The sequence below is a fragment of the Pseudomonas sp. P8_241 genome (assembly GCF_034008315.1).
In the GTDB taxonomy this organism is placed as follows: Bacteria; Pseudomonadota; Gammaproteobacteria; order Pseudomonadales; family Pseudomonadaceae; genus Aquipseudomonas.
The window spans coordinates 1,421,142-1,442,480 of record NZ_CP125377.1; the positions used below are offsets into that span (position 1 = coordinate 1,421,142).

The 21,339-nt window shown below is 57.9% G+C and carries 24 protein-coding genes and 1 pseudogene; 17 read left to right on the forward strand and 8 right to left on the reverse strand.

All coding sequences use genetic code 11. The annotated features are described in order from the left end of the window. The first annotated feature begins 11 nt into the window (after window positions 1–11). The 6 genes from ispF (at window position 12) to rpoS (ending at window position 5,130) form a co-directional block, all read left to right on the forward strand. Window positions 12–485, forward strand: a complete 474-nt coding sequence (ispF, locus tag QMK58_RS06300) for a 2-C-methyl-D-erythritol 2,4-cyclodiphosphate synthase (protein ID WP_053159558.1) — start codon at window positions 12–14, stop codon at window positions 483–485. Then, the gene (gene truD, locus QMK58_RS06305; protein WP_320396007.1) at window positions 482–1,540 is read left to right on the forward strand and encodes a tRNA pseudouridine(13) synthase TruD; all 1,059 of its coding nucleotides are present in this window, start codon (window positions 482–484) and stop codon (window positions 1,538–1,540) included. The genes ispF and truD overlap by 4 nt, the downstream gene beginning before the upstream one ends. Then, window positions 1,528–2,277, forward strand: coding sequence for a 5'/3'-nucleotidase SurE (surE, locus tag QMK58_RS06310; protein ID WP_053159554.1), 750 nt, complete (start codon window positions 1,528–1,530; stop codon window positions 2,275–2,277). The genes truD and surE overlap by 13 nt, the downstream gene beginning before the upstream one ends. Before the next feature lie 38 nt (window positions 2,278–2,315). Then, the gene (locus tag QMK58_RS06315) at window positions 2,316–2,951 is read left to right on the forward strand and encodes a protein-L-isoaspartate(D-aspartate) O-methyltransferase (protein WP_172681825.1); all 636 of its coding nucleotides are present in this window, start codon (window positions 2,316–2,318) and stop codon (window positions 2,949–2,951) included. Window positions 2,952–3,163: 212 nt separating this feature from the next. Next, window positions 3,164–4,018, forward strand: a complete 855-nt coding sequence (locus QMK58_RS06320; RefSeq protein ID WP_053159550.1) for a peptidoglycan DD-metalloendopeptidase family protein — start codon at window positions 3,164–3,166, stop codon at window positions 4,016–4,018. Window positions 4,019–4,122: 104 nt separating this feature from the next. After that, the gene (rpoS, locus tag QMK58_RS06325) at window positions 4,123–5,130 is read left to right on the forward strand and encodes an RNA polymerase sigma factor RpoS (RefSeq protein WP_053159548.1); all 1,008 of its coding nucleotides are present in this window, start codon (window positions 4,123–4,125) and stop codon (window positions 5,128–5,130) included. A gap of 470 nt (window positions 5,131–5,600) precedes the next feature. Here the strand turns inward: rpoS and fdxA are convergent, their stop codons facing one another. Both fdxA and mutS read right to left on the reverse strand, forming a co-directional pair. Beyond that, window positions 5,601–5,924 carry a ferredoxin FdxA gene (gene fdxA / locus QMK58_RS06330; protein ID WP_053159546.1) on the reverse strand — a complete coding sequence of 108 codons (324 nt, stop codon included), beginning with the start codon at window positions 5,922–5,924 and terminating at the stop codon, window positions 5,601–5,603. 142 nt (window positions 5,925–6,066) lie between these two features. Further along, on the reverse strand, window positions 6,067–8,646 hold the full coding sequence (gene mutS / locus QMK58_RS06335) for a DNA mismatch repair protein MutS (protein WP_053159544.1): 2,580 nt from the start codon (window positions 8,644–8,646) through the stop codon (window positions 6,067–6,069). A 200-nt stretch (window positions 8,647–8,846) separates the two neighbouring features. Here mutS and QMK58_RS06340 point away from each other — a divergent pair, with 200 nt between their 5' ends. The 5 genes from QMK58_RS06340 (at window position 8,847) to recX (ending at window position 12,347) form a co-directional block, all read left to right on the forward strand. Continuing rightward, the gene (locus QMK58_RS06340; RefSeq protein ID WP_320396008.1) at window positions 8,847–9,581 is read left to right on the forward strand and encodes an XRE family transcriptional regulator; all 735 of its coding nucleotides are present in this window, start codon (window positions 8,847–8,849) and stop codon (window positions 9,579–9,581) included. A 187-nt stretch (window positions 9,582–9,768) separates the two neighbouring features. Beyond that, the gene (locus tag QMK58_RS06345) at window positions 9,769–10,110 is read left to right on the forward strand and encodes a phage holin family protein (RefSeq protein ID WP_053159541.1); all 342 of its coding nucleotides are present in this window, start codon (window positions 9,769–9,771) and stop codon (window positions 10,108–10,110) included. Window positions 10,111–10,228: 118 nt separating this feature from the next. Next, entirely contained in the window at window positions 10,229–10,729 is a 501-nt protein-coding gene (locus QMK58_RS06350; protein ID WP_053159539.1) for a CinA family protein, read from the forward strand. Between the two features lie 83 nt (window positions 10,730–10,812). After that, the gene (recA, locus tag QMK58_RS06355; RefSeq protein ID WP_053159537.1) at window positions 10,813–11,871 is read left to right on the forward strand and encodes a recombinase RecA; all 1,059 of its coding nucleotides are present in this window, start codon (window positions 10,813–10,815) and stop codon (window positions 11,869–11,871) included. An 8-nt stretch (window positions 11,872–11,879) separates the two neighbouring features. Beyond that, complete coding sequence (gene recX, locus QMK58_RS06360) at window positions 11,880–12,347, forward strand: recombination regulator RecX (protein ID WP_053159535.1); 468 nt, start codon at window positions 11,880–11,882, stop codon at window positions 12,345–12,347. A gap of 44 nt (window positions 12,348–12,391) precedes the next feature. Here recX and QMK58_RS06365 read toward each other — a convergent pair whose 3' ends face one another. Then, window positions 12,392–13,510: an LOG family protein gene (locus tag QMK58_RS06365; protein ID WP_053159533.1), complete on the reverse strand. Its 1,119-nt coding sequence runs from the start codon at window positions 13,508–13,510 to the stop codon at window positions 12,392–12,394. Window positions 13,511–13,991: 481 nt separating this feature from the next. On the opposite strand from QMK58_RS06365, the gene QMK58_RS06370 reads away from it, so the two are divergent. Continuing rightward, the gene (locus QMK58_RS06370) at window positions 13,992–14,186 is read left to right on the forward strand and encodes a hypothetical protein (protein WP_053159531.1); all 195 of its coding nucleotides are present in this window, start codon (window positions 13,992–13,994) and stop codon (window positions 14,184–14,186) included. Here the strand turns inward: QMK58_RS06370 and QMK58_RS06375 are convergent, their stop codons facing one another. Next, window positions 14,187–14,609 carry a PA3611 family quorum-sensing-regulated virulence factor gene (locus QMK58_RS06375; protein WP_053159529.1) on the reverse strand — a complete coding sequence of 141 codons (423 nt, stop codon included), beginning with the start codon at window positions 14,607–14,609 and terminating at the stop codon, window positions 14,187–14,189. Window positions 14,610–14,798: 189 nt separating this feature from the next. On the opposite strand from QMK58_RS06375, the gene QMK58_RS06380 reads away from it, so the two are divergent. From QMK58_RS06380 to QMK58_RS06390, 3 genes are all read left to right on the forward strand, one after another. Beyond that, entirely contained in the window at window positions 14,799–15,542 is a 744-nt protein-coding gene (locus QMK58_RS06380) for a tRNA-uridine aminocarboxypropyltransferase (protein WP_053159527.1), read from the forward strand. A 218-nt stretch (window positions 15,543–15,760) separates the two neighbouring features. Beyond that, entirely contained in the window at window positions 15,761–16,411 is a 651-nt protein-coding gene (gene erdR / locus QMK58_RS06385) for a response regulator transcription factor ErdR (protein ID WP_053159525.1), read from the forward strand. Window positions 16,412–16,485: 74 nt separating this feature from the next. Further along, window positions 16,486–16,848 carry a diacylglycerol kinase gene (locus tag QMK58_RS06390; protein WP_053159523.1) on the forward strand — a complete coding sequence of 121 codons (363 nt, stop codon included), beginning with the start codon at window positions 16,486–16,488 and terminating at the stop codon, window positions 16,846–16,848. Here the strand turns inward: QMK58_RS06390 and QMK58_RS06395 are convergent. Beyond that, window positions 16,845–17,771 (reverse strand): LysR family transcriptional regulator, encoded by a 927-nt coding sequence (locus QMK58_RS06395; protein WP_053159521.1) that lies wholly within the window; start codon window positions 17,769–17,771, stop codon window positions 16,845–16,847. The two genes, QMK58_RS06390 and QMK58_RS06395, sit on opposite strands and share 4 nt — an antisense overlap. 139 nt (window positions 17,772–17,910) lie before the next feature. Between QMK58_RS06395 and fpr the strand changes: the two genes are divergently transcribed. Further along, window positions 17,911–18,690, forward strand: coding sequence for a ferredoxin-NADP reductase (gene fpr / locus QMK58_RS06400; protein ID WP_008054100.1), 780 nt, complete (start codon window positions 17,911–17,913; stop codon window positions 18,688–18,690). A gap of 174 nt (window positions 18,691–18,864) precedes the next feature. Here fpr and tsaA read toward each other — a convergent pair whose 3' ends face one another. Both tsaA and QMK58_RS06410 read right to left on the reverse strand, forming a co-directional pair. Beyond that, window positions 18,865–19,563 (reverse strand): tRNA (N6-threonylcarbamoyladenosine(37)-N6)-methyltransferase TrmO, encoded by a 699-nt coding sequence (gene tsaA, locus QMK58_RS06405; RefSeq protein ID WP_320396009.1) that lies wholly within the window; start codon window positions 19,561–19,563, stop codon window positions 18,865–18,867. 57 nt (window positions 19,564–19,620) lie between these two features. Continuing rightward, window positions 19,621–20,475, reverse strand: coding sequence for a LysR family transcriptional regulator (locus QMK58_RS06410; RefSeq protein WP_320396010.1), 855 nt, complete (start codon window positions 20,473–20,475; stop codon window positions 19,621–19,623). Between the two features lie 101 nt (window positions 20,476–20,576). Between QMK58_RS06410 and QMK58_RS06415 the strand changes: the two genes are divergently transcribed. Then, window positions 20,577–21,014 (forward strand): multidrug/biocide efflux PACE transporter, encoded by a 438-nt coding sequence (locus QMK58_RS06415; protein WP_053159517.1) that lies wholly within the window; start codon window positions 20,577–20,579, stop codon window positions 21,012–21,014. A gap of 59 nt (window positions 21,015–21,073) precedes the next feature. Here the strand turns inward: QMK58_RS06415 and QMK58_RS06420 are convergent. Continuing rightward, window positions 21,074–21,271: pseudogene (locus tag QMK58_RS06420) on the reverse strand (short-chain dehydrogenase); the annotation flags it as partial. Between the last annotated feature and the right edge of the window lie 68 nt (window positions 21,272–21,339).

A 21,339-nucleotide genomic window follows, 5' to 3' on the forward strand; every position in this document is an offset into this window, starting at 1 on the left:
GGCGTTTTTTTATGCGTATTGGCCACGGCTATGATGTGCACCGTTTCGCTGAAGGCGATTTCATCACTTTGGGCGGCGTGCGAATTGCACACAGCTTCGGGCTGCTTGCTCATTCCGACGGTGATGTCCTTCTGCACGCCTTGAGCGATGCTCTGCTCGGCGCCGCCGCACTGGGTGACATCGGCAAGCATTTCCCGGATACCGATCCACAATTCAAAGGCGCCGACAGCCGTGTGCTGTTACGTCATGTCGTTGCCCTGATCCACGCCAAGGGCTGGAAGGTCGGTAACGTCGACAACACCGTCGTCGCGCAGGCGCCGAAAATGGCCCCGCATATCGAATCGATGCGCGCGCTGATTGCCGCGGATCTTCAAGTTGAGTTGGATCAAGTGAACGTAAAAGCTACCACCACCGAAAAGCTCGGCTTTGTCGGTCGCGAAGAAGGCATTGCCGTGCATTCCGTTGCCTTGTTGTTGCGCGCATGAACGAACTGCAATTGCTTGGGCCGCGAGCCTACGGTGAGCCGCTCGGCACCGCGGTACTGAAAGCCATCGCGGAAGATTTTCAGGTCGATGAAGTCCTTGATATTCCCCTCAGTGGCGACGGCGAGCACCTGTGGATCTGGGTGGAAAAGCGTGGCTTGAACACTGAAGAAGCTGCACGGCGAATAGCCAAGGCAGCGGGCGTGCCTTTGCGTACCGTCAGCTACGCCGGGCTCAAGGACCGTCAGGCGCTGACGCGTCAGTGGTTCAGTGTGCAGTTGCCGGGCAAGGCCGATCCAGATCTGTCGGCCGCAGAAAACGACACGCTGAAAATCCTCAAGACCAGCCGGCACAAACGCAAACTGCAGCGTGGTGCTCACTCGGCCAACGGGTTCACGTTGCGCCTGACCCAGTTCGCCGGCGACAAGGTCGCTATCGATGAACGCCTGCAACAGATCGTCAAACAGGGTATTCCCAATTATTTCGGTGCCCAGCGCTTCGGGCATGACGGCGGCAACGTGGTCGACGCTCGCGGCTGGGCGTCGCGCAAGGCTTTGCCGGAGCAACGCAACGTGCGTTCGCGCCTGCTGTCCACCGCCCGCAGTTTTCTGTTCAATCAGGTGCTGGCCGCTCGGGTTGCCGATGGCACCTGGCAACGTGCCCAGGTCGGCGACTTGCTCGCATTCACCGACAGTCGCAGTTTTTTTCCGGCCGGTGAAGCCGAGTGCAGCGACCCGCGACTGGCGATTCTCGATCTGCACCCGACCGGGCCGCAGTGGGGTGAAGGTGACTCGCCGGCCACGGGCGCTGTCCATGAACTGGAGCAGGCAATCGCCGCGCGCGAAGCGGATTTGCGCGATTGGTTGATTAACGCCGGTATGAGCCACGAACGTCGCATCCTGCGGCTGCCCATTGGTGGGTTGACGTGGCATTATCCCGAGCCTGACATTCTGCAACTGGAATTCGTCCTGCCGGCCGGATGCTTCGCCACCGTATTGGTGCGCGAGCTTGTTGATCTGGTGCCGGTGGGGCAGACGGACAGCCCATGCGTATTCTGATTTCAAACGATGATGGGGTGACCGCACCCGGTCTTGCCGCGCTTTATGCTGCGCTGGCGGATTACACCGAGTGCGTGGTTATCGCCCCGGACCAGGACAAGAGCGGCGCCAGCAGTTCGCTGACGCTCGACCGTCCATTGCACCCGCAAACCCTGGCCAATGGCTTTATCAGCATCAATGGCACACCCACCGATTGCGTGCACCTGGGCCTTAACGGCTTGCTGGAGCATGAAGTGGACATGGTGGTTTCCGGCATCAACCTGGGCGCGAACCTGGGGGACGATGTTTTGTATTCCGGCACAGTGGCGGCCGCCCTTGAAGGACGTTTCCTGAAGTGTCCTTCGTTTGCTTTTTCGTTGGTCTCACGACAAGTAGACAATCTTCCTACAGCAGCCTATTTCGCACGCAAGCTCGTCGAGGCTCATGCCGATCTCGACTTGCCACCGCGCACGGTGCTGAACGTGAACATTCCCAATTTGCCGCTCGACCACATCCGCGGTATTCAACTGACCCGTCTTGGCCATCGCGCCCGCGCTGCCGCGCCGGTGAAAGTGGTGGATCCGCGAGGCAAGTCCGGTTACTGGATTGCGGCGGCGGGGGATGCCGAGGACGGCGGCCCTGGCACCGATTTTCATGCGGTGATGCAAGGGTATGTTTCGATCACTCCGCTGCAACTGGATCGCACGTTCAACGATGCCTTCAGGAGTCTCGATGGCTGGCTGGAGGGTCTGCGCTAATGGGCCGTGAAGACGATATGCTGCGTCGTGGCATCGGGATGACTTCCCAGCGCACCCGCGAACGCCTCATTCAGCGCCTGTACGAAGAGGGCATTTCCAACGCCAAGGTGCTGGAAGTCATTCGCCGTACTCCGCGTCACCTGTTCGTCGACGAGGCGCTGGCGCACCGTGCCTACGAAGACACCGCGTTGCCGATCGGCAACAATCAGACCATCTCCCAGCCTTATATGGTGGCTCGCATGAGCGAGTTGCTGCTCGAGGCCGGGCCGCTGGATAAAGTGATGGAGATCGGCACCGGGTCGGGCTATCAGACGGCGATACTGTCGCAACTGGTCGAGCGTGTCTTTTCGGTCGAGCGCATCAAGGTCTTGCAGGATCGGGCCAAGGAACGCCTGGTCGAGCTGAACCTGCGCAATGTGGTGTTCCGCTGGGGCGATGGCTGGGAAGGCTGGCCCGCACTGGCACCGTACAACGGCATCATAGTGACCGCCGTGGCGACTGATGTGCCGCAGGCATTGCTCGATCAGTTGGCACCGGGAGGGCGGCTGGTGATTCCGGTCGGCGCCGGTGAAGTCCAGCAATTGATGTTGATCATCCGTGAGGAACACGGTTTTTCCAGGCGTGTCCTAGGGAACGTGCGCTTCGTTCCATTGCTCAATGGACCACTGGCCTGAGCATTTATTTCAGTACGCTGAATTCTCTTCGATTGCCTCTGTCTTACAGCGGCACCGATTGGTTAAACGGGTAGTTTTGTCAGGCAGCAAACGTGTGCGCCACGCCATTTCGCTTCATTAAGGGTAAAGCCTGCACGGCCCGTTATACTTGCGACACTTCGTGCCGGAATCCGGTATTTCACATTTTCAGCCACCACAAAAGGGAGCGGCGGGTGAGTCTCACAGTCATTGCGCAGCGTATGGGTAAAACGAGCTTTCAGCGCCTGGTGACTGGCCTTGTCCTGAGCACCTTGCTGGTCGGTTGCTCCAGCAACAAATCCAGCGACGCACGTGTTGTCGACCGCAATGCCGCCGCGCAGCGCCCGGCCGTGACAACGGGGCAGTACGTCGTTCGACCGAAAGACACCCTGTTCTCCATCGCTTTTCGCTACGGTTGGGACTACAAGGCCCTGGCGGCCCGTAACAACATTGCGGCGCCTTACACCATTCACCCGGGTCAGACGATTCGCTTCGATGGGCGCACGGGATCAACACCGACAACCGTCGTCAGTTCATCCAGCTCGTCGCCTTCGTCTTCGAGTAAAACCACGGTTGTCCGTCGCCCGGTAAACGGTTCGACCACCACCACAACCACGGTTGTACCGTCTGTCGCGAACAAGCCAACCCCTGCACCTATGCCTCCTGCAGGGCCAGCCCCGACCGGCTGGGGATGGCCATCTAATGGCATTCTCATTGGGAAATTCTCTTCAAACGGGAGTTTGAATAAAGGAATTGATATCGCCGGAGATTTGGGACAGCCTGTTTTAGCTGCGTCTGATGGGACGGTGGTATACGCCGGGAGTGGCTTAAGGGGCTACGGCGAATTAGTCATCATCAAACACAGTGAAACCTACGTCAGTGCCTACGGACATAACCGCAGGCTGTTGGTTCGGGAGGGGCAGCAGGTCAAGGTCGGACAGACAATTGCCGAAATGGGGTCAACGGGTACAGACCGGGTGAAACTGCATTTTGAGATTCGCCGCCAAGGTAAACCTGTAGATCCGCTGCAATTCCTGCCACGCCGTTGATCGCTACCAGCCTGTTCCGTCGCGTAGAGGGGACAGGCTCCAGCGTTGCCAAGGATAAAGGCGCCGCTTGAGCTTGAGGTCGAACTCACCAAAGGACTATAACAATGGCTCTCAGTAAAGAAGTGCCGGAGTTTGACATCGACGATGAGGTTCTCCTGATGGAGACCGGCATCGATACGGATTCGATGTCGAATGATGAAGGGGCGGCTCCACCTTCCGTTCGTGCCAAATCCAAACACTCCGCAACATTGAAACAGCACAAATACATTGATTACACGCGAGCACTTGATGCCACGCAGCTGTACCTCAATGAAATCGGCTTTTCACCACTGCTGTCCCCCGAAGAAGAAGTTCATTTTGCGCGCCTGTCGCAAAGTGGCGATCCGGCCGGGCGCAAACGCATGATTGAAAGCAACCTGCGGCTGGTGGTGAAAATCGCCCGGCGGTATGTCAATCGTGGCTTGTCGCTGCTCGATCTGATCGAAGAGGGCAACCTCGGCCTGATTCGGGCGGTGGAGAAGTTCGACCCTGAACGCGGCTTCCGCTTTTCGACCTACGCGACCTGGTGGATTCGTCAGACCATCGAACGCGCAATCATGAATCAGACCCGTACCATCCGGTTACCGATTCATGTGGTCAAAGAGTTGAACGTGTACCTACGGGCCGCACGAGAGCTGACGCAAAAACTCGACCATGAACCCTCACCCGAAGAAATCGCCAACCTGCTGGAAAAACCGGTAGGAGAGGTCAAGCGCATGCTCGGCCTGAACGAACGGGTATCTTCAGTCGATGTCTCGCTGGGTCCGGATTCGGATAAGACTCTGCTGGACACCCTCACCGACGACCGACCTACCGACCCCTGCGAGCTTCTTCAGGACGATGATCTGTCGCAAAGCATCGATCAATGGCTCTCGGAGCTGACCGACAAGCAACGCGAGGTGGTCATCCGCCGCTTCGGCCTGCGCGGTCATGAAAGCAGTACCCTGGAAGACGTAGGCTTGGAGATTGGCTTGACCCGGGAGCGGGTCAGACAGATTCAGGTGGAAGGATTGAAGCGACTTCGCGAGATCCTGGAGAAAAACGGCCTGTCGAGCGAGTCGCTGTTTCAATAAGGCATTCGTTGAGATGGCGTTAAAAAACCCCGACTGGCGCGGGGTTTTTTATTGTCTGCGTGTTGGCGAGGGCCATCTCTTTTTTTGGATTTGCGTTGTAAGCGCTTGCTTACTCTTTCGTAAGTGTTCGTATTTTTTACCCTGGTCAGTTGTCTATTTTGAGTGGGGTTTATTTGTATATTTTTGATTTATAAGGAAAATTATTATTGGTGACAGTGTGTGACGGGCGCCGCCACTGATAGCGGGCGATTGATCCTGTCGAGGATCTCTCTAGTATTCAGCGTGTGCCGACGGACAGGCACATTCTTCAAGGATGAGGGAGAGGGAAATCGCAGGACGCGATTCATCAGGACGATGAAAGGGAACACAGGGAATAGGGAAAAAATGTGGGCGGGTCAAACCGCCCCTTTTTTTGTCTGCAGAAAAGCAAAAAGGCCCTTGTGGGGCCTTTTTTTGGAACGCGGGGGTAATCAGCGTTCGAGGTGTTCGATCTTGCCTGGTTTGCCATCCCATTCAGCGGCGTCTGGCAGCGGATCTTTGCGTTCAGTGACGTTCGGCCAGACTTCGGCCAATTCCATGTTCAGCTGAATAAAGTTTTCCATGCCAGCAGGCACTTCATCTTCGGAGAAGATGGCCACGGCTGGGCATTCAGGTTCGCACAGTGCGCAGTCGATGCACTCATCCGGGTGAATCACCAGGAAATTCGGGCCTTCGTAAAAGCAGTCCACCGGACAGACTTCTACGCAGTCGGTGTACTTGCACTTGATGCAGTTGTCGGTGACGACGAAGGTCATTTCTAATTTTCTCCTCAGGCGCGGCTTGCTGCGCCCCTTCACGTAGGGGTCGCCAGGTTTGGGAGCGATAGTCTGCAGGTCAGGCTAATAGCCCGCAGCATCCCAAACCGCGCGAGATTCTAACAGCTTGCAAGCGTGTGCGTTAGATCCGTGTCTTTAGTGTATAGAGCATTTCGAGTGCACGACGCGGCGTCATGTCGTCCAGATCGAGCTTGGCCAGTTCATCCAGCACCGGATGCGGCAGGCTGGCGAACAGATCGCTCTGCTGCGGCGCGGCCGGTTTGCCTTTCGCTGGCTTGGGCGCTTCATGGGGCAGGGCGGTATCCTCCAGCCGGCTCAAGTGCTCCCGGGCGCGGACGATGACTTCGCTTGGAACCCCTGCCAGTTGCGCAACGGCCAGGCCATAGCTCTGGCTGGCTGGCCCTGGCAGCACATGGTGCAGGAACACAATGCGTTCATTGTGCTCGGTGGCATTGAGGTGCACGTTGGCCACCAGCGGCTGGGCTTCCGGCAGCACGGTCAGCTCGAAGTAGTGGGTGGCGAACAGTGTGTAAGCGCGTAAATGCGCCAGGCGTTCGGCCGCCGCCCAGGCCAGGGAAAGGCCATCGAAGGTGCTGGTGCCGCGACCGACTTCGTCCATCAGCACCAGGCTGCGCTCGGTGGCGTTGTGCAGAATGTTCGCGGTTTCACTCATTTCGACCATAAAGGTCGAACGGCCACCGGCCAAATCATCGCTGGAGCCGATCCGGGTGAAGATCCGGTCGACCAACGACAATTCACAACTGGCTGCGGGCACGAAGCTGCCGATATGCGCCAGCAACACGATCAGCGCGGTCTGGCGCATGTATGTGGATTTACCACCCATGTTCGGACCGGTGATGACCAGCATGCGGGTGTTGTCGTCCAGGTTCAGGTCGTTGGCCACAAATGGAGTGGTCAACACCTGCTCGACCACCGGATGACGACCTTGGCTGATGCGCATGCACGGCTCGCTGACGAAGCGCGGGCAGTTCAGGTCGAGGTTCAGCGCTCGTTCAGCGAGGTTGCTGAGCACGTCCAGTTCAGCCAGCGCTCCAGCAGTGTCCTGCAGGGGTGGCAACTGGCTGATCAAGTCTTCGAGCAATGCTTCGTACAACATCTTCTCACGGGCCAGCGCACGGCTCTTGGCCGACAGCGCCTTGTCTTCGAAAGCCTTGAGTTCCGGTGTAATAAAACGCTCGGCACCTTTGAGAGTTTGACGGCGGATATAGTCGGCCGGTGCAGATTCTGCCTGCTTGCTTGGCAGTTCGATGAAGTAACCGTGAATGCGGTTGTAGCCAACTTTCAGATGGGACAGGCCTGTGCGGGCTTTTTCCCGTGCTTCCAGATCGATCAGGAATTGCCCGGCGTTTTCGCTGAGTGATTGCAGTTCATCGAGTTCGCTGTCGTAACCGGTCTTCAGCACGCCGCCGTCACGGATGACTGCCGGCGGATTGTCGACGATGGCTTTTTCCAGTAGCGCCGCCAGTTCCGGATAGGTGCTGGTGGTGGTCGCCAATAGCTGGAGATGCGGTGCTTCGAGCCCGGTCATTGCCACTTGCAGTTCTGGCAGGGCTGCGAGAGCGTCGCGCAGACGCGCGAGGTCGCGGGGGCGGGCATTACGCAGGCCGATTCGAGCGAGAATCCGCTCGATGTCGCCGATCTCCTTGAGCTGCGGCTGCAGTCGTTCAAATTGGTAGCGGTCGAGCAGGCAAGTGATCGACGTCTGGCGCGCCAGCAATACGGTGAGATCGCGCAGGGGACGGTTCAGCCAGCGGGTGAGCAAGCGGCTGCCCATGGCGGTCTGGCAACGGTCGACCACCGATTGCAGCGTGTTATCGCGACCGCCGGCCAGGTTGGTATCGAGTTCCAGGTTGCGCCGGCTGGCGCCGTCCAGCACAACAGTGTCGTCCAGGCGCTCATGGCGCAGGCTGCGCAAATGCGGCAGGGCGGTGCGTTGGGTTTCTTTTGCATAAGCCAGAAGACAACCGGCGGCACCGATGGCCAGGGTCAGGTTTTCGCAACCGAAACCTTTGAGGTCCTGGGTGGAGAATTGCTGGCAAAGACTTTTCAGTGCCGAGTCACGTTCGAAATCCCATGGCGCACGACGCCGAACCCCGCGGCGTTTTTCTGCCGGCAGATCCTTCGGCCAATCGTCCGGGATCAATAATTCGACCGGATTGACCCGCTCCAGCTCCGCCAGAAGATTCTCCCAGCCTTTGATTTCCAGCACGCTGAAGTTGCCACTGGTAATGTCCAGTACCGCCAGGCCGAACAGACGCTCATCACCCAGTACCGCGGCAATCAGGTTGTCCCTGCGTTCATCCAGCAGCGCTTCGTCGCTCACCGTCCCCGGTGTGATGATCCGCACGACCTGACGATCCACCGGTCCTTTACTGGTGGCCGGATCGCCGACTTGCTCACAGATCACCACCGACTCGCCGAGCTTTACCAGTTTCGCCAGGTAGCCTTCGGCAGCATGATAAGGAATCCCGCACATCGGAATCGCCTGACCTGCCGACTGACCGCGGGCGGTCAGAGTGATGTCCAGCAACTTGGCAGCCTTCTTTGCGTCTTCGTAGAAGATTTCGTAGAAGTCACCCATGCGGTAGAACATCAGCTGATCCGGGTGCTGGTTTTTCAACCGCCAGTACTGCTGCATCATCGGGGTGTGGGAGGACAGGTCGCAGAGGGCTTTATTCATTGGAGATCAGGAAAACTCGTTCAAAGGTGTAGGGCAAAGGAGGGGTGTCGGACCGGCTTTTGCGCAATGGGCGCAAGATTAACATGGGCGGTCTGCCGGACGCAGGCGTGAACGCTCTGCGGTTTGTTTTCAATGATTTTATGCACTATTTATGCAATTGAGCATTTGTCTTCTCTGAATGGAACACGCACTATTCGTTTATGCAAAAACGTAATGTTTCTACTGTCCTGAGAGCTTTGCTCGATCAACACGGGATCTCCCCCACGGAGCTTCACCGTCGCACCGGCGTGCCTCAATCCACGCTCTCGCGGATTCTTGGAGGGAAGATTGTCGATCCTTCGGATAAACACGTTTCGAAGATCGCCGAGTACTTCTCCTTGAACACTGACCAGTTGCGTGGCCGTGCCGATGTCGCCCCGGCACACATCGCTGGTCGCGCAGCGTCGCATTCGGAGCTCAAGGATATAAGTCTGTGGGACGATGACACCCCGGTCGATGACGACGAGGTGTCGGTGCCCTTTCTTCGTGAAGTTGAACTCGCCGCAGGATCGGGACGATTCGTTATCGAGGAGAGCGAACGCTCTAGCCTGCGTTTCGGCAAGCGCAGTCTGCGCCATAACGGTGTGCAGTTCGACCAGGCCAAATGCGTGACCGTGCGCGGTAACAGCATGTTGCCCGTGCTGCGCGATGGCGCCACGGTCGGCGTTAATGCCGGCAAGTGCGGCATTGGTGATATCGTTGATGGCGACTTGTATGCGATCAACCACAACGGCCAGTTGCGAGTGAAACAGCTTTACCGCCTGCCGTCGGGGATTCGACTGCGCAGCTTCAATCGGGATGAGCATCCGGACGAGGATTACACATTTCAAGAAATCCAGGAGGAGCCAATCGTCATCCTTGGGCATGTCTTCTGGTGGGGTATGTACGCCCGTTGATCCCCCGTGCAGCTGATTCAATAAAACCGCCTTTTTGGCGGTTTTTTTATCTGAAAAAAATCTGCCTGAAACATATATGCGTCAATGCATTGACTGATTATGCATTGATGCATAGTCTTGCTGCCTGTTTGATGAAAAGTTGCTGTGACAGATTCTGTTTTCTACCGGTTATCCAGGGAGGCGTGAAATGACCGCAGAGCAGTATGCGTTGTTGGACATGCCTCTTTGGCTGGTTATCACCTTGCCGCTGCTCGGCGGAGTCGCCGGTGAAATGTGGCGTGCCGATAAAGAAGGCGTTCGTGGCTGGCCCCTTGCCCGTCGTCTGACCTTGCGCTCGGGCTCCAGCATGATTTGCGGTGCATCTGCAATCATGCTGCTGCACGCCGCGAACGTCTCCATCTGGGCCGCTTGTGCGGGCGGCTGCCTGACCGCGATGGCGGGAACGGACGTGGTGCTCGGTCTTTACGAACGTTGGGCGGCCAACCGCATAGGGGCTAATGATCTTTCATCCCGCGACGCAAAGGATTGATTGCCCTGGGGGCCTTTCCCAGAGCCTCTGATTCCTCACATTTTGATTGATCCTGTCGCTTGCAAGTGCGGTTTGCTCGTGTACGGTTAACCTCATTGCGCCCGATCAGGAGATGACTGTGAAAGAGACAACCCAACTGGCCGCTGAGCTTGGCCGACGCCTACAGGTTCTCAATGCCCACGTCACTACCGCCGAGTCTTGCACCGGCGGGGGAATTGCCGAGGCAATCACGCGTATCCCGGGCAGTTCGGCGTGGTTCGAGGCCGGATATGTCACCTACTCCAACCGACAGAAAACCCTGCAACTGGATGTCCCGGTGGAATTGTTCACCACGGTAGGGGCGGTCAGCCGCGATGTGGTCGAGGCCATGGTGCGGGGCGCGCAGAAAAAAAACAGCGCGTATTTCTCCGTGGCGGTCAGTGGCATCGCCGGGCCGGATGGCGGAACGGCGAACAAGCCGGTCGGCACGGTATGGCTGGCCTGGGGCGTGGGTGATGAGGTGTTCAGTGAGCTCCAGCACTTCCCGGGCAGTCGTGACGAGGTCCGCCGACAAACGGTGAAGGCCGCGCTAGAGGGGCTGCTGCGCTATGCCGCGGCAGAAATCTCAAATCAGGGGTAGGCGATCCGGAATCGCTGTGGAATAATACTGGCTACTTATACAGGTGTTGGCCGTCAGGCCTTATTGATTACGTGAGGACTTTAATGGACGACAACAAGAAGAAAGCCTTGGCTGCGGCCCTGGGTCAGATCGAACGTCAATTCGGCAAGGGTGCCGTAATGCGTATGGGCGATCAGGACCGTCAGGCGATCCCGGCCATTTCCACTGGCTCTCTGGGGCTGGACATCGCTCTCGGCATCGGCGGTCTGCCAAAAGGCCGTATTGTTGAAATCTACGGTCCTGAATCTTCCGGTAAAACCACGCTGACCTTGTCCGTGATCGCCCAGGCTCAAAAAGCCGGCGCGACCTGCGCATTCGTCGATGCCGAACACGCCCTCGACCCTGAGTACGCCGGCAAGCTGGGCGTCAACGTCGACGACCTGCTGGTATCCCAGCCGGACACCGGCGAGCAGGCCCTGGAAATCACCGACATGCTGGTGCGTTCCAACGCGGTAGACGTGATCATCGTCGACTCCGTGGCCGCTCTGGTACCAAAGGCTGAAATCGAAGGCGAAATGGGTGACATGCACGTGGGCCTGCAAGCCCGTCTGATGTCCCAGGCGCTGCGTAAAATCACCGGTAACATCAAGAACGCCAACTGCCTGGTGATCTTCATCAACCAGATCCGTATGAAAATCGGCGTGATGTTCGGCAGCCCGGAAACCACCACCGGTGGTAACGCGCTGAAGTTCTACGCTTCGGTTCGTCTGGACATCCGTCGTACTGGCGCGGTGAAAGAAGGTGATGAAGTCGTTGGTAGCGAAACCCGCGTCAAAGTCGTGAAGAACAAAGTGGCTTCGCCGTTCCGTCAGGCCGAGTTCCAAATTCTTTACGGCAAGGGCATCTACCTCAACGGTGAGATGATCGACCTGGGTGTTCTGCACGGTTTCGTCGAGAAATCCGGAGCCTGGTATGCCTACAACGGCACCAAAATTGGTCAGGGCAAGGCCAACTCGGCCAAGTACCTGGCGGATAACCCGGATATCGCTGCCACCCTCGAGAAGCAACTGCGTGACAAGCTGCTGTCGCCTTCGTCGGTAGCAGACGCCAAAGCATCTGCGGTCAAAGAGACCGAAGACGATCTGGCTGACGCTGATATCTGATCGAAGCGATGACCGCCGTACTGGATACACTCGTCGCGGTGCGGCGAACCGCAATGGACCTGCTCGCTCGACGCGAGCATGGTCGAGTTGAGCTGACGCGTAAGTTGCGTCAGCGCGGCGCCCTCCCTGAAATGATCGAAGCAGCACTCGACCGCTTGATGGAAGAGGGCCTGTTGTCTGAAACCCGTTACCTCGAAAGCTTCGTCTCCTACCGTGCCCGTTCCGGCTACGGCCCTTTGCGCATTCGTGAAGAGTTGAGCCAGCGCGGCTTGCAACGTAGCGACATCGACCTCGCCTTGCGCGAGAGCGGTATCGACTGGCAGGCGCAACTGACGGATACCTGGCGACGCAAGTTCTCTGGCGAAATGCCGGTAGATGCTCGGGAGCGTGCCAAGCAGGGAAGATTCCTGGCGTATCGGGGATACTCCATGGAAATGATCAGTCGCCTGCTCAGCGGCAGAGGGTTGGACGACTGAGTGAAACGGCTCGCTATTTGATAGCGAGCCGTTTTTTTATGCCCTCACGAAACTTTCGATGTCTCCCGGGTACGTTGCTGCATCTGGGGTTTGGATTGCGCCCAGTTTTCCTGCAGGTTGATGTAATCCACCAGTTCACGCAGTCGACCATGGTTACGGGCATTGAAATTGAAGGCCAGGCGCGCCAGGTGACTGAACTGCGCTTCGTCGTGTTCTTCGCCGCTGTAGGCATGCTGGTGGAAATGGTCACTCAGGCACAGATCGGCAAACGCTTCCTGCATGTATTCGAGTGCTCGGTCGTTGAGTGTATGGTTCATGCGAATCACGAATTGATGCTTGAGCCAGCGGCTGGAGTGGAAGTTGCTGTAGAACTGATTGATGTGATCCACGGCTTCTTCGACGTTGTAGACCAGTCTCACCAGCTTCATGTCGGTGGGCAGGATGTAATGGTTTTCCTCCAGTTGCTGGTGAATAAAGTCCAGCGCCCCTTGCCAGAATTTGCCGCCGGGTGCGTCCAGCAGCACCACCGGCACCAGCGGGCTTTTGCCGGTCTGGATCAGGGTCAGCACTTCCAGCGCTTCATCCAGTGTGCCGAAACCTCCGGGACACAACACCAGAGCATCGGCTTCCTTGACGAAGAACAGCTTGCGGGTGAAGAAGAAGTGAAAAGGTAAAAGGTTGGTCGTGCCGTTGACGGTCGGATTGGCGTGTTGCTCGAAGGGCAGGGTGATGTTGAATCCCAGACTGTGGGTCAGGCCCGCCCCTTCATGGGCAGCGGCCATGATGCCGCCACCGGCGCCGGTGATGACCATCAGATCGGAGCGCGCCAGGGCGGCACCAAGCTCTCGGGCCATTGCGAACAACGGATGTTCGACCGGGGTACGGGCCGAACCGAAAACGGTTACCTTGCGTCGTCCCCTGAACTGTTCGAGCACACGGAAGGCGTGTTCCAGTTCGCGCAGAGCTTGCAGGGTGATCTTGGCGTTCCAGCGGTTGTGGTCTTCCTGGGCCATGCGTAGCACGGTCAGGACCATATCGCGGTAGATCGGGATGTTCGGGCTGTTGGGTGAAACAAGGTTGAGTTGCTCTTCGACCTTGCTTATGAGGTCGTGGCCGCTTTCTTCGAAATGCCGGCTCAGGAGGTCATTCGGTTGGTAAGGCATTCAACTTCTCCTTCTGCACAGAACCCTGGGCCCCGACAAACAGCGTCGATGCCACGACACTTCATGTGTCGCTGTCTGCCCAGGCCCATGCCTGGGCGATCCAATTGACCCGAACAGGCAGTCGAGTCATCCATACAGGCTCTGTAATTCCATTGGATGAAAGAAACGTTCGCACAACATGCGTCTGGGGCGGGCCCTTTCCCACCCTGAAAAATTGGTCGTGGACACCCTGAAATCTAGACCCTTTCAGTGGCTCTTGTTGTCTTGATCATTGCGCCATAAAGCCTTTCCTGGCAACCGCTTAATGATGATTTGCAACGTAGTTTCGCCGCTCGTCTGATCGCGCGTCGACTGCCCATCATTCTGATTTACTAAGTAACAGGTATCCCTCGACAACGTTGCGTCAACGGCAGGACGCACGAGACAAGCTTTTCAAGGATTTATCGCTCGATACGAGTGAGGTGCAGGGAGGCGGGAAGCCATGACCAGAGTCATTCTGGAGATCGATACGCAGCTGTATCGATTGCTGAAGTCATCAGCCGAGACCCACCATTTGAGTCTTGAGGAGGAGTGCTGCCAACGTTTGCGGGGCAGTGAGCATCGGTCGCATTACTTGCAGGCACTGGTGGCAGAATTGCGCGCCGAGGATGAACAGCGACGCGCCAATTCCCGGTGATTACTTTTTCTTCGACGGCGCTTTCGGGCAATCCGATTCCTGGTAGCTCGCAGAGCCGACCGCACGATTGGTTTTGACTTCGGTGAAGTCGTAACGCATGACCGCGCCCTTGGCCATCAACTTGCGGTAGGACGGGTTGTTGCAGACAGACGCGCCCAACTGGAAGTACACGGCTTTGGGATCGGCGCGCATTTTGTTGGCGTGACTGCTTTGTACGCTCAAGTGGTTGATCAATACATTGCCTTCGACTGTGTAGCCCTGATCGAGAATGTCTTCATTGATCGCCCGTGGAGTGCCGACGCTGCTTTGTGCGGCGACATTTCGCAGCTCTCTGTTCAGATTCTGCTCACTCAAGGACGCAGCTTGAGCGTTGAAGGACGACGCCAGCAGAATGGCAGCGGTGGGAACGATAAGGCGCAGCATGAAACTCTCCTGGGGCGGTGATGGCAGGTTTGACCCATCACGTGACTGTGCGTTCAGTGGCGGCGAATTATAGGAGAGCAGGCCCGGACGGTACAGGCTTGCGCTAACCGGTCTGGTAAACTGCCCGATCTATTTGCCCTGCCGAGTGTTTTTCGTGTCGATTTTCCTTTCCCTCCGGTACTGCCAGCGATGAGTCATGCCCCCAACGCCGTAGCCCGCCTGCGTGACCAGCGCGAAGAAGAGGGTATCAAGCCGATTCAGGCCCGTGGCTGGCGGGCACCGCGTTGCCATGACTGTCGGGTGATCCAGAGCCACTGCCTGTGCGCCTGGCGTCCCAAGGTCCAGACTCGCTCCGGTGTTTGCCTGATCATGACCAACAAGGAAGTCTTCAAGCCGAGTAATACCGGGTGGCTGATCGCCGATGTGGTCGCGGACAATCACGCATTCATCTGGTCGCGCACTGAAATCGATCCGCAATTGCTCGTGCTGTTGTCCGACCCGCAATGGCAGCCTTATCTGGTGTTCCCCGGCGAGTATGTTGCGCCGGAGCGCGTGACCAATAGCGTTGATGTCGACAGCGATAAACGACCGCTCTTCATCCTGCTGGATGCGACCTGGACCGAAGCCCGGAAGATTTTCCGAAAAAGTCCTTACTTCGATAACTTGCCGATTCTTAGCCTGCTGCCCGAAAAACTGTCCCGCTACCGGTTGCGTCGATCAACGCGCAGCGAGCACCTGTGCACGGCGGAAGTCGCGGCGTTGTGCCTTGATCTTGCGGGCGATACGGACGCAGCGTCGGCACTGGACGCTTACTTCGACGTGTTCAGCCAGCATTATCTCGATGCCAAGCATCAACTGGAAATGAACGTCTCGACTCCCGCACACGCCGAGTTGATGCCCTATGTTCAGCCGACAACGCCATCACCGGGCTGATTGTCGCGCATACTGCAATAAAGTGTACTGGCCATGCTGCTTGACCACCCCGGCTTCGCTGGGCATGCTTGGCGCCGATTAGGGTGCGACCAGAGTTTTCAGCGCCGCTATTAGCGTTGAGCGTGCCTTGTCAGTGCAGCTGTGTGGCTGTGCCTGGCGTTGCTTTGGCGAGGTCCGAATGCATCGGACGTCCCATGAAAAACAGGATCATTTGATAAATGGCCACATACGAAATCCTGATTGCCGATGACCACCCACTTTTTCGAAGTGCCTTGCACCAGGCGTTGACGTTGGGCCTTGGTCCGGATGTCCGACTGGTAGAAGTGGCGAGCATTGCCGAACTGGAAACCCGCCTCACCGAAAAAGCCGATTGGGATCTGGTGCTGCTGGATCTGAACATGCCGGGCGCCTACGGTTTTTCCGGGCTGGTTCTGTTGCGTGGGCAGTACCCGCAAATTCCGGTGGTCATGGTCTCGGCCCAGGAAGAAGCGACCATCATGGTCAAATCCCGTGAATTCGGGGCCAGCGGTTTTATCCCCAAGTCCAGCGATCTGGGTGTGATCCAGAAAGCCGTGCGTGCGGTGCTTGACGGTGATGTTTTCTGGCCTCCACAGGCGTTCGAATCGGTCAGTGTTTCCGATGAAGCCAAGGCTGCCAGTGAGGGACTCGCCAGCCTGACACCACAGCAATTCCGAGTGCTAACCATGGTCTGCGAAGGCTTGTTGAATAAACAGATTGCTTACGAATTGAGTGTTTCCGAGGCGACGATCAAGGCGCACGTGACCGCGATTTTCCGTAAGCTGAATGTACGGACCCGGACTCAGGCCGCGTTGCTCTTGCAACAACTTGAGTCAATTTCCAGCCATTGATGGTTGGCCGCTTCACGCTTTTTTGACTTTGGTTAATCTAGCTTTCCCACTTCTCTAAGTCAGTTGCCTACTCTATGTCACCTTTCAAAGGCCAGACCGGCCTTAAACGCATCCTCAACGCCTCCGGTTACTCGCTGGACGGCCTGCGCGCAGCCTTCACCGGTGAAGCCGCTTTTCGGCAGCTGGTGTTGCTCAACGTCATTCTGATTCCGTTGTCGTTCTTCCTCAGTGTCAGCCGGGTCGAGCAGGCATTGCTGATTGCGGTATGCCTGCTGGCGTTGATCGTCGAACTGCTCAACTCGGCCGTGGAAGCAGCCATCGACCGCATTTCCCTTGAGCTGCACCCGCTGTCCAAGAACGCCAAGGACATGGGCAGCGCCGCGCAATTCGTGGCGTTAACCATGATCGCCCTGGTGTGGGCCGTCATTCTGCTTTAAGCGATGTTGGGTAGCACGATCTCGTCGCTGCGCTGGACCCCGGCGGTGAAGGCGCGGCACAGATCGAGGAACTCGCGCATCGCCGAGGTCTGGTATTTCTGTTTGTGCCAGATGAAGTAAAACTGCCGCGACAGGTCCAGATCCGGCGTTTCCACCGCGACGAGACTGCCGCGGCGGAATGCATCGCGTAATGCCAGCCGCGATATACAGCCAATCCCCAGACCTGACTCCACCGCGCGCTTGATTGCCTCGGTGTGTTCCAGCTCCAGGCGGACATTCAACGAGCTGCGATGGTGGCGCATGGCCTGGTCGAAGGTCAGCCGTGTGCCTGAACCTTGCTCACGCAGGATCCACGCTTCGTGGCTCAATTCGTCCATGGTCGCGGAGCCACGCTTGGCCAACGGATGCTGCGGGGCGCAAAACACCACCAATTCGTCTTCAACCCAGCTCTGTACTTCGATGTCCGGGTGGCTGCAATCGCCTTCGATTAGACCCAGGTCAATTTCGTAGTGAGCCACTTGTTGCACGATATTGGCAGTGTTCTGTACGTGCAGCTTTACCTGGCTTTCCGGATGGCGCTGCATGAAGCTGCCGATCAGCAGGGTCGCCAGGTAGTTGCCGATGGTCAGCGTCGCGCCCACCGCTAGCGAGCCGAAACCCGATTTGCCATTGAGCAGGTCCTCGATTTCCTTGGCCTGGTCCAGCAGGGCGACAGCTTGCGGCAGCAGTTGCTTGCCCAGCGCATTGAGGCTCAGTCGTTTGCCGGCACGGTCGAACAACTGGCAGCTGCATTGGCGCTCCAGTTCGGTGATCGAGGTGCTCGCCGCCGATTGCGAGAGGTTGAGCAAGCCCGCAGCACGGGATACGCTTTCCTGCTGGGCAACGGCGACGAAGACTTGTAGTTGACGAAGAGTAAATCGCATATCGATATAACCGATAACCCTTATCTTAATAATCCAGTTAACAGATATTGTCGTCGCTATTAGAATGCGATGCAATTGCGCGCCGCAGCGCTCGTCCTAATGAGCTAGCGCAGACCTAATTTCCAGGAGTCCCACGTACATGAGCAACATGAACCACGAGCGTGTCCTCAGTGTTCATCACTGGAACGACACTCTGTTCAGCTTCAAGTGCACCCGCGATCCGGGCCTGCGCTTCGAGAACGGTCAGTTCGTGATGATCGGCCTGCAACAGCCCAATGGCCGCCCGCTTATGCGCGCTTACTCGATTGCCAGCCCGAACTGGGAAGAGCATCTCGAGTTCTTCAGCATCAAGGTGCCGGATGGTCCGCTGACTTCCCAGTTGCAGCACCTGAAGGAAGGCGACGAGATCATCATCAGCAAGAAGCCTACCGGCACGCTGGTGCTGGATGACTTGAAACCTGGCAAACATTTGTACCTGCTCAGCACCGGTACCGGTCTGGCGCCGTTCATGAGCGTCATCCAGGACCCGGAAACCTACGAGCGTTTCGAAAAAGTGATCCTGTGCCACGGCGTGCGTTACGTCAACGAAGTCGCTTACCGCGAGTTCATCACCGAGCACCTGCCGCAGAACGAGTTCTTCGGTGATGCGCTGCGTGACAAGTTGATCTACTACCCGACCGTGACCCGCGAACCGTTCGAGAACGAAGGTCGCCTGACCGACCTGATGCGCAGTGGCAAGCTGTTCAGCGACATCGGTCTGCCGCCGATCAACCCGCAGGACGACCGCGCCATGCTGTGCGGCAGCCCAAGCATGCTCGATGAGACCAGCGAAGTGCTTAACAGCTTCGGCCTGAAAGTCTCGCCGCGGATGCGCGAGCCGGGTGATTACCTGATCGAGCGTGCGTTCGTCGAGAAGTGACCGAAGGTCACCTGTAGGAGCTGGCTTGCCAGCGAAGGGCTTGAGTGCACCGCATTCATTCAGTTAGTTCGCGTCATCGTTAACGACCATCGCGAGCGAGCTCGCTCCTACAGGACTCAACAAAAAAGCCCGCGCAGCCTGAGAAGGCAGCGCGGGCTTTTTCGTTTTTGCGGATTATGCGTTTGCGGGGATGACCTCTAGCACCCGAATCATCTCTGGCGTCGGGTAATGCCAGCGCACATCCACGTCCCAGAACTGCGCACCGTATTCTCTCTGCGGTGCAGGCGTCTGGTACGCCGGGCGCGGGTCTTGCGCCAGGCACTGCTCAATCAGCTCAACCAACGGCTCACCAAGACGCAGGGCGTGTTCGTGAGCCTGTTGCAGCGCCGAGTCTGCCCAGTGCACGGCAATCAACTGTGGCGCCGCGCTGGCGATGCTGTTGGACGCCGAATCGATAATGTCGGCGTACGGCACGTAGGGTTTGATGTCGAGCACCGGTGTGCCGTCCAACAGATCGATGCCGGAGACCCACAGACGATTGGCTTCGACCTTGTCCAGTTTGACCACGGACTGCCCGATGCCATTGGGGCGATGCGTGGCGCGCGTGGCAAACACGCCCATGGACTTGTTGCCGCCGAGGCGAGGCGGGCGCACCTTCAGGCGTGGTTTTTCTTCCAGGGCCTGATGGAACAGGAACAACAGCCAGACATGGCTGACCTGCTCCAGTCCCTGCACCGCGTCACCCTGATCGAAGGGCGTTACCAGTTCCAGGACGCCGCGAGCGGCCGGTGCCAGTTGCGGCTGGCGCGGAATCGCAAATTTCTCCTTGAAGCAGGAGCGCACGAAGCCGATGGGGGAAACGCTGTAAGTCATGGTCTGGATTCGAGGCAGGACGGAGTCGCGTATGATAACCCGCGATGGGTCGCCCCGTTATTCCAGCATCCTGCCGAGCAGCCAACTCCCCGCCGGTCCAGGCGGGTTCAGACGCGACCACAGAGCATCCACCGACACCGTTTTCGGCCAGCCACGTACCTCCAGTTCCTGCAATGTACCCGGCCCGAAACGCTCTACCAGCCAGCGGGGCAATGGCGCCCAGCCGAAACCGCCCTGGGCCATTTCCAGCAGCATCAGATAACTCGGCGCCGACCAGACGCGGCCCTTCGCCCGACTTTCATACGGATTGACGATGGTCGCCAGGCGCAACTCGCGGTGCTGATAGAGCTGGTCCTGATGAATGGTTTTCTGCGCCGCCAGCGGGTGCTGGGGCGACACGAACAAGGCGATCTCGGTGCGCTCATCCACGGTCGAACTGACAAGGTCCGGCGGGTAGCTTTCCTGCATTTCGGCGAAGGCCACATTCGCGCGGCCGCTCTGTACCAGCGCCACCAAGTCATCGCATTCGGCGATCAGGCATTCGAGCTCGAGGTCAGGGTAGCGCTGCTCGAACGCACTGAGTGCGCCCTCGAAACGGTCCGACTGATAGGTGTCGGAAAGCGCCACGGTCAGCTTGGCTTCGACCCCTTGGGACAGTTGGCTGGCAGTCATTTCCAGACGGCTGGTGGCCGCGAGAATCTCTTCGGCCCGTTGCAACATGACGTGACCGGCCGGCGTCAGGCTCGGCTTGCGGCTGCTGCGGTCGAACAGGGTCAGGTTCAGATCGATCTCCAGGCTTGCAACTGCCGCGCTGATGGTCGACTGACTGCGGCCGAGCTTGCGCGCCGCAGCGGAAAACGAACCTTGGGTAGCGGCTTCGACAAACGCCAGCAGCACTTCGTGAGAGGCCATGAACTATCGCCTTGATCGATGGTTATTGATTATGAAGTATCGATGTGATGACGGATCATGGCAACCACAGTCAGTCATCAAGTTCCTCAAGGAGTCAGGCCATGAGCGCCAACAAATCCATCACCGAACGAATTTTCCAGGCCATGGGCTTTGAACTGCTGGCCATCGTCATTTGTACCCCGTTGCTGGCGTGGATCATGGACAAGCCGATGCTGGAAATGGGTATGGTGACCGTCCTCATTGCCGCCCTGGCTCTGGCCTGGAACGTAGTATTCAACGGGATGTTCGACCGTGCGCTCAAGCGCTTTGCCATTGCGCACACGGCCTGGACCCGCGTCGTGCATGCGTTGCTGTTTGAAGGCGGTCTGGTGGCGATGGGCGTGCCGCTGATTGCCTGGTGGCTGAGTGTCAGCCTGTGGCAGGCGTTTTTGCTGGACATCGGCGTGTTGCTGTTCTTCCTGCCGTACACCTACATCTATCACTGGGTGTATGACGTGGTGCGGGAACGGATGGTCATGCAGCGCGCTTGTGTGGAATAAAGCAAAGATCGCAACCTCGGTAGGAGCTGCCGCAGGCTGCGATCTCTTTTTTTGCCTGACAAAAACATCCCGTCTGACGCTTCCACTCGCTGACCATTGATCCACTGACTCCCCTGCGTCAAAAGCAGCGCAATTGCAGCGCCAATGTCATCCGGCAAACCGGCGCGGCCCTGCGCGGTGTTGTTCGCCGTGATGTTGCAGGCACCCCGTTCCTTGGCCTGATAATGCGTCAGCAATTCCATCGCACCCTTCATCGCCGGCGCTCTGACCATGCGGTCTTTCAGCCACTGGATACGGATCCTGCCAGGCCGTCTTCGCTGGCAAG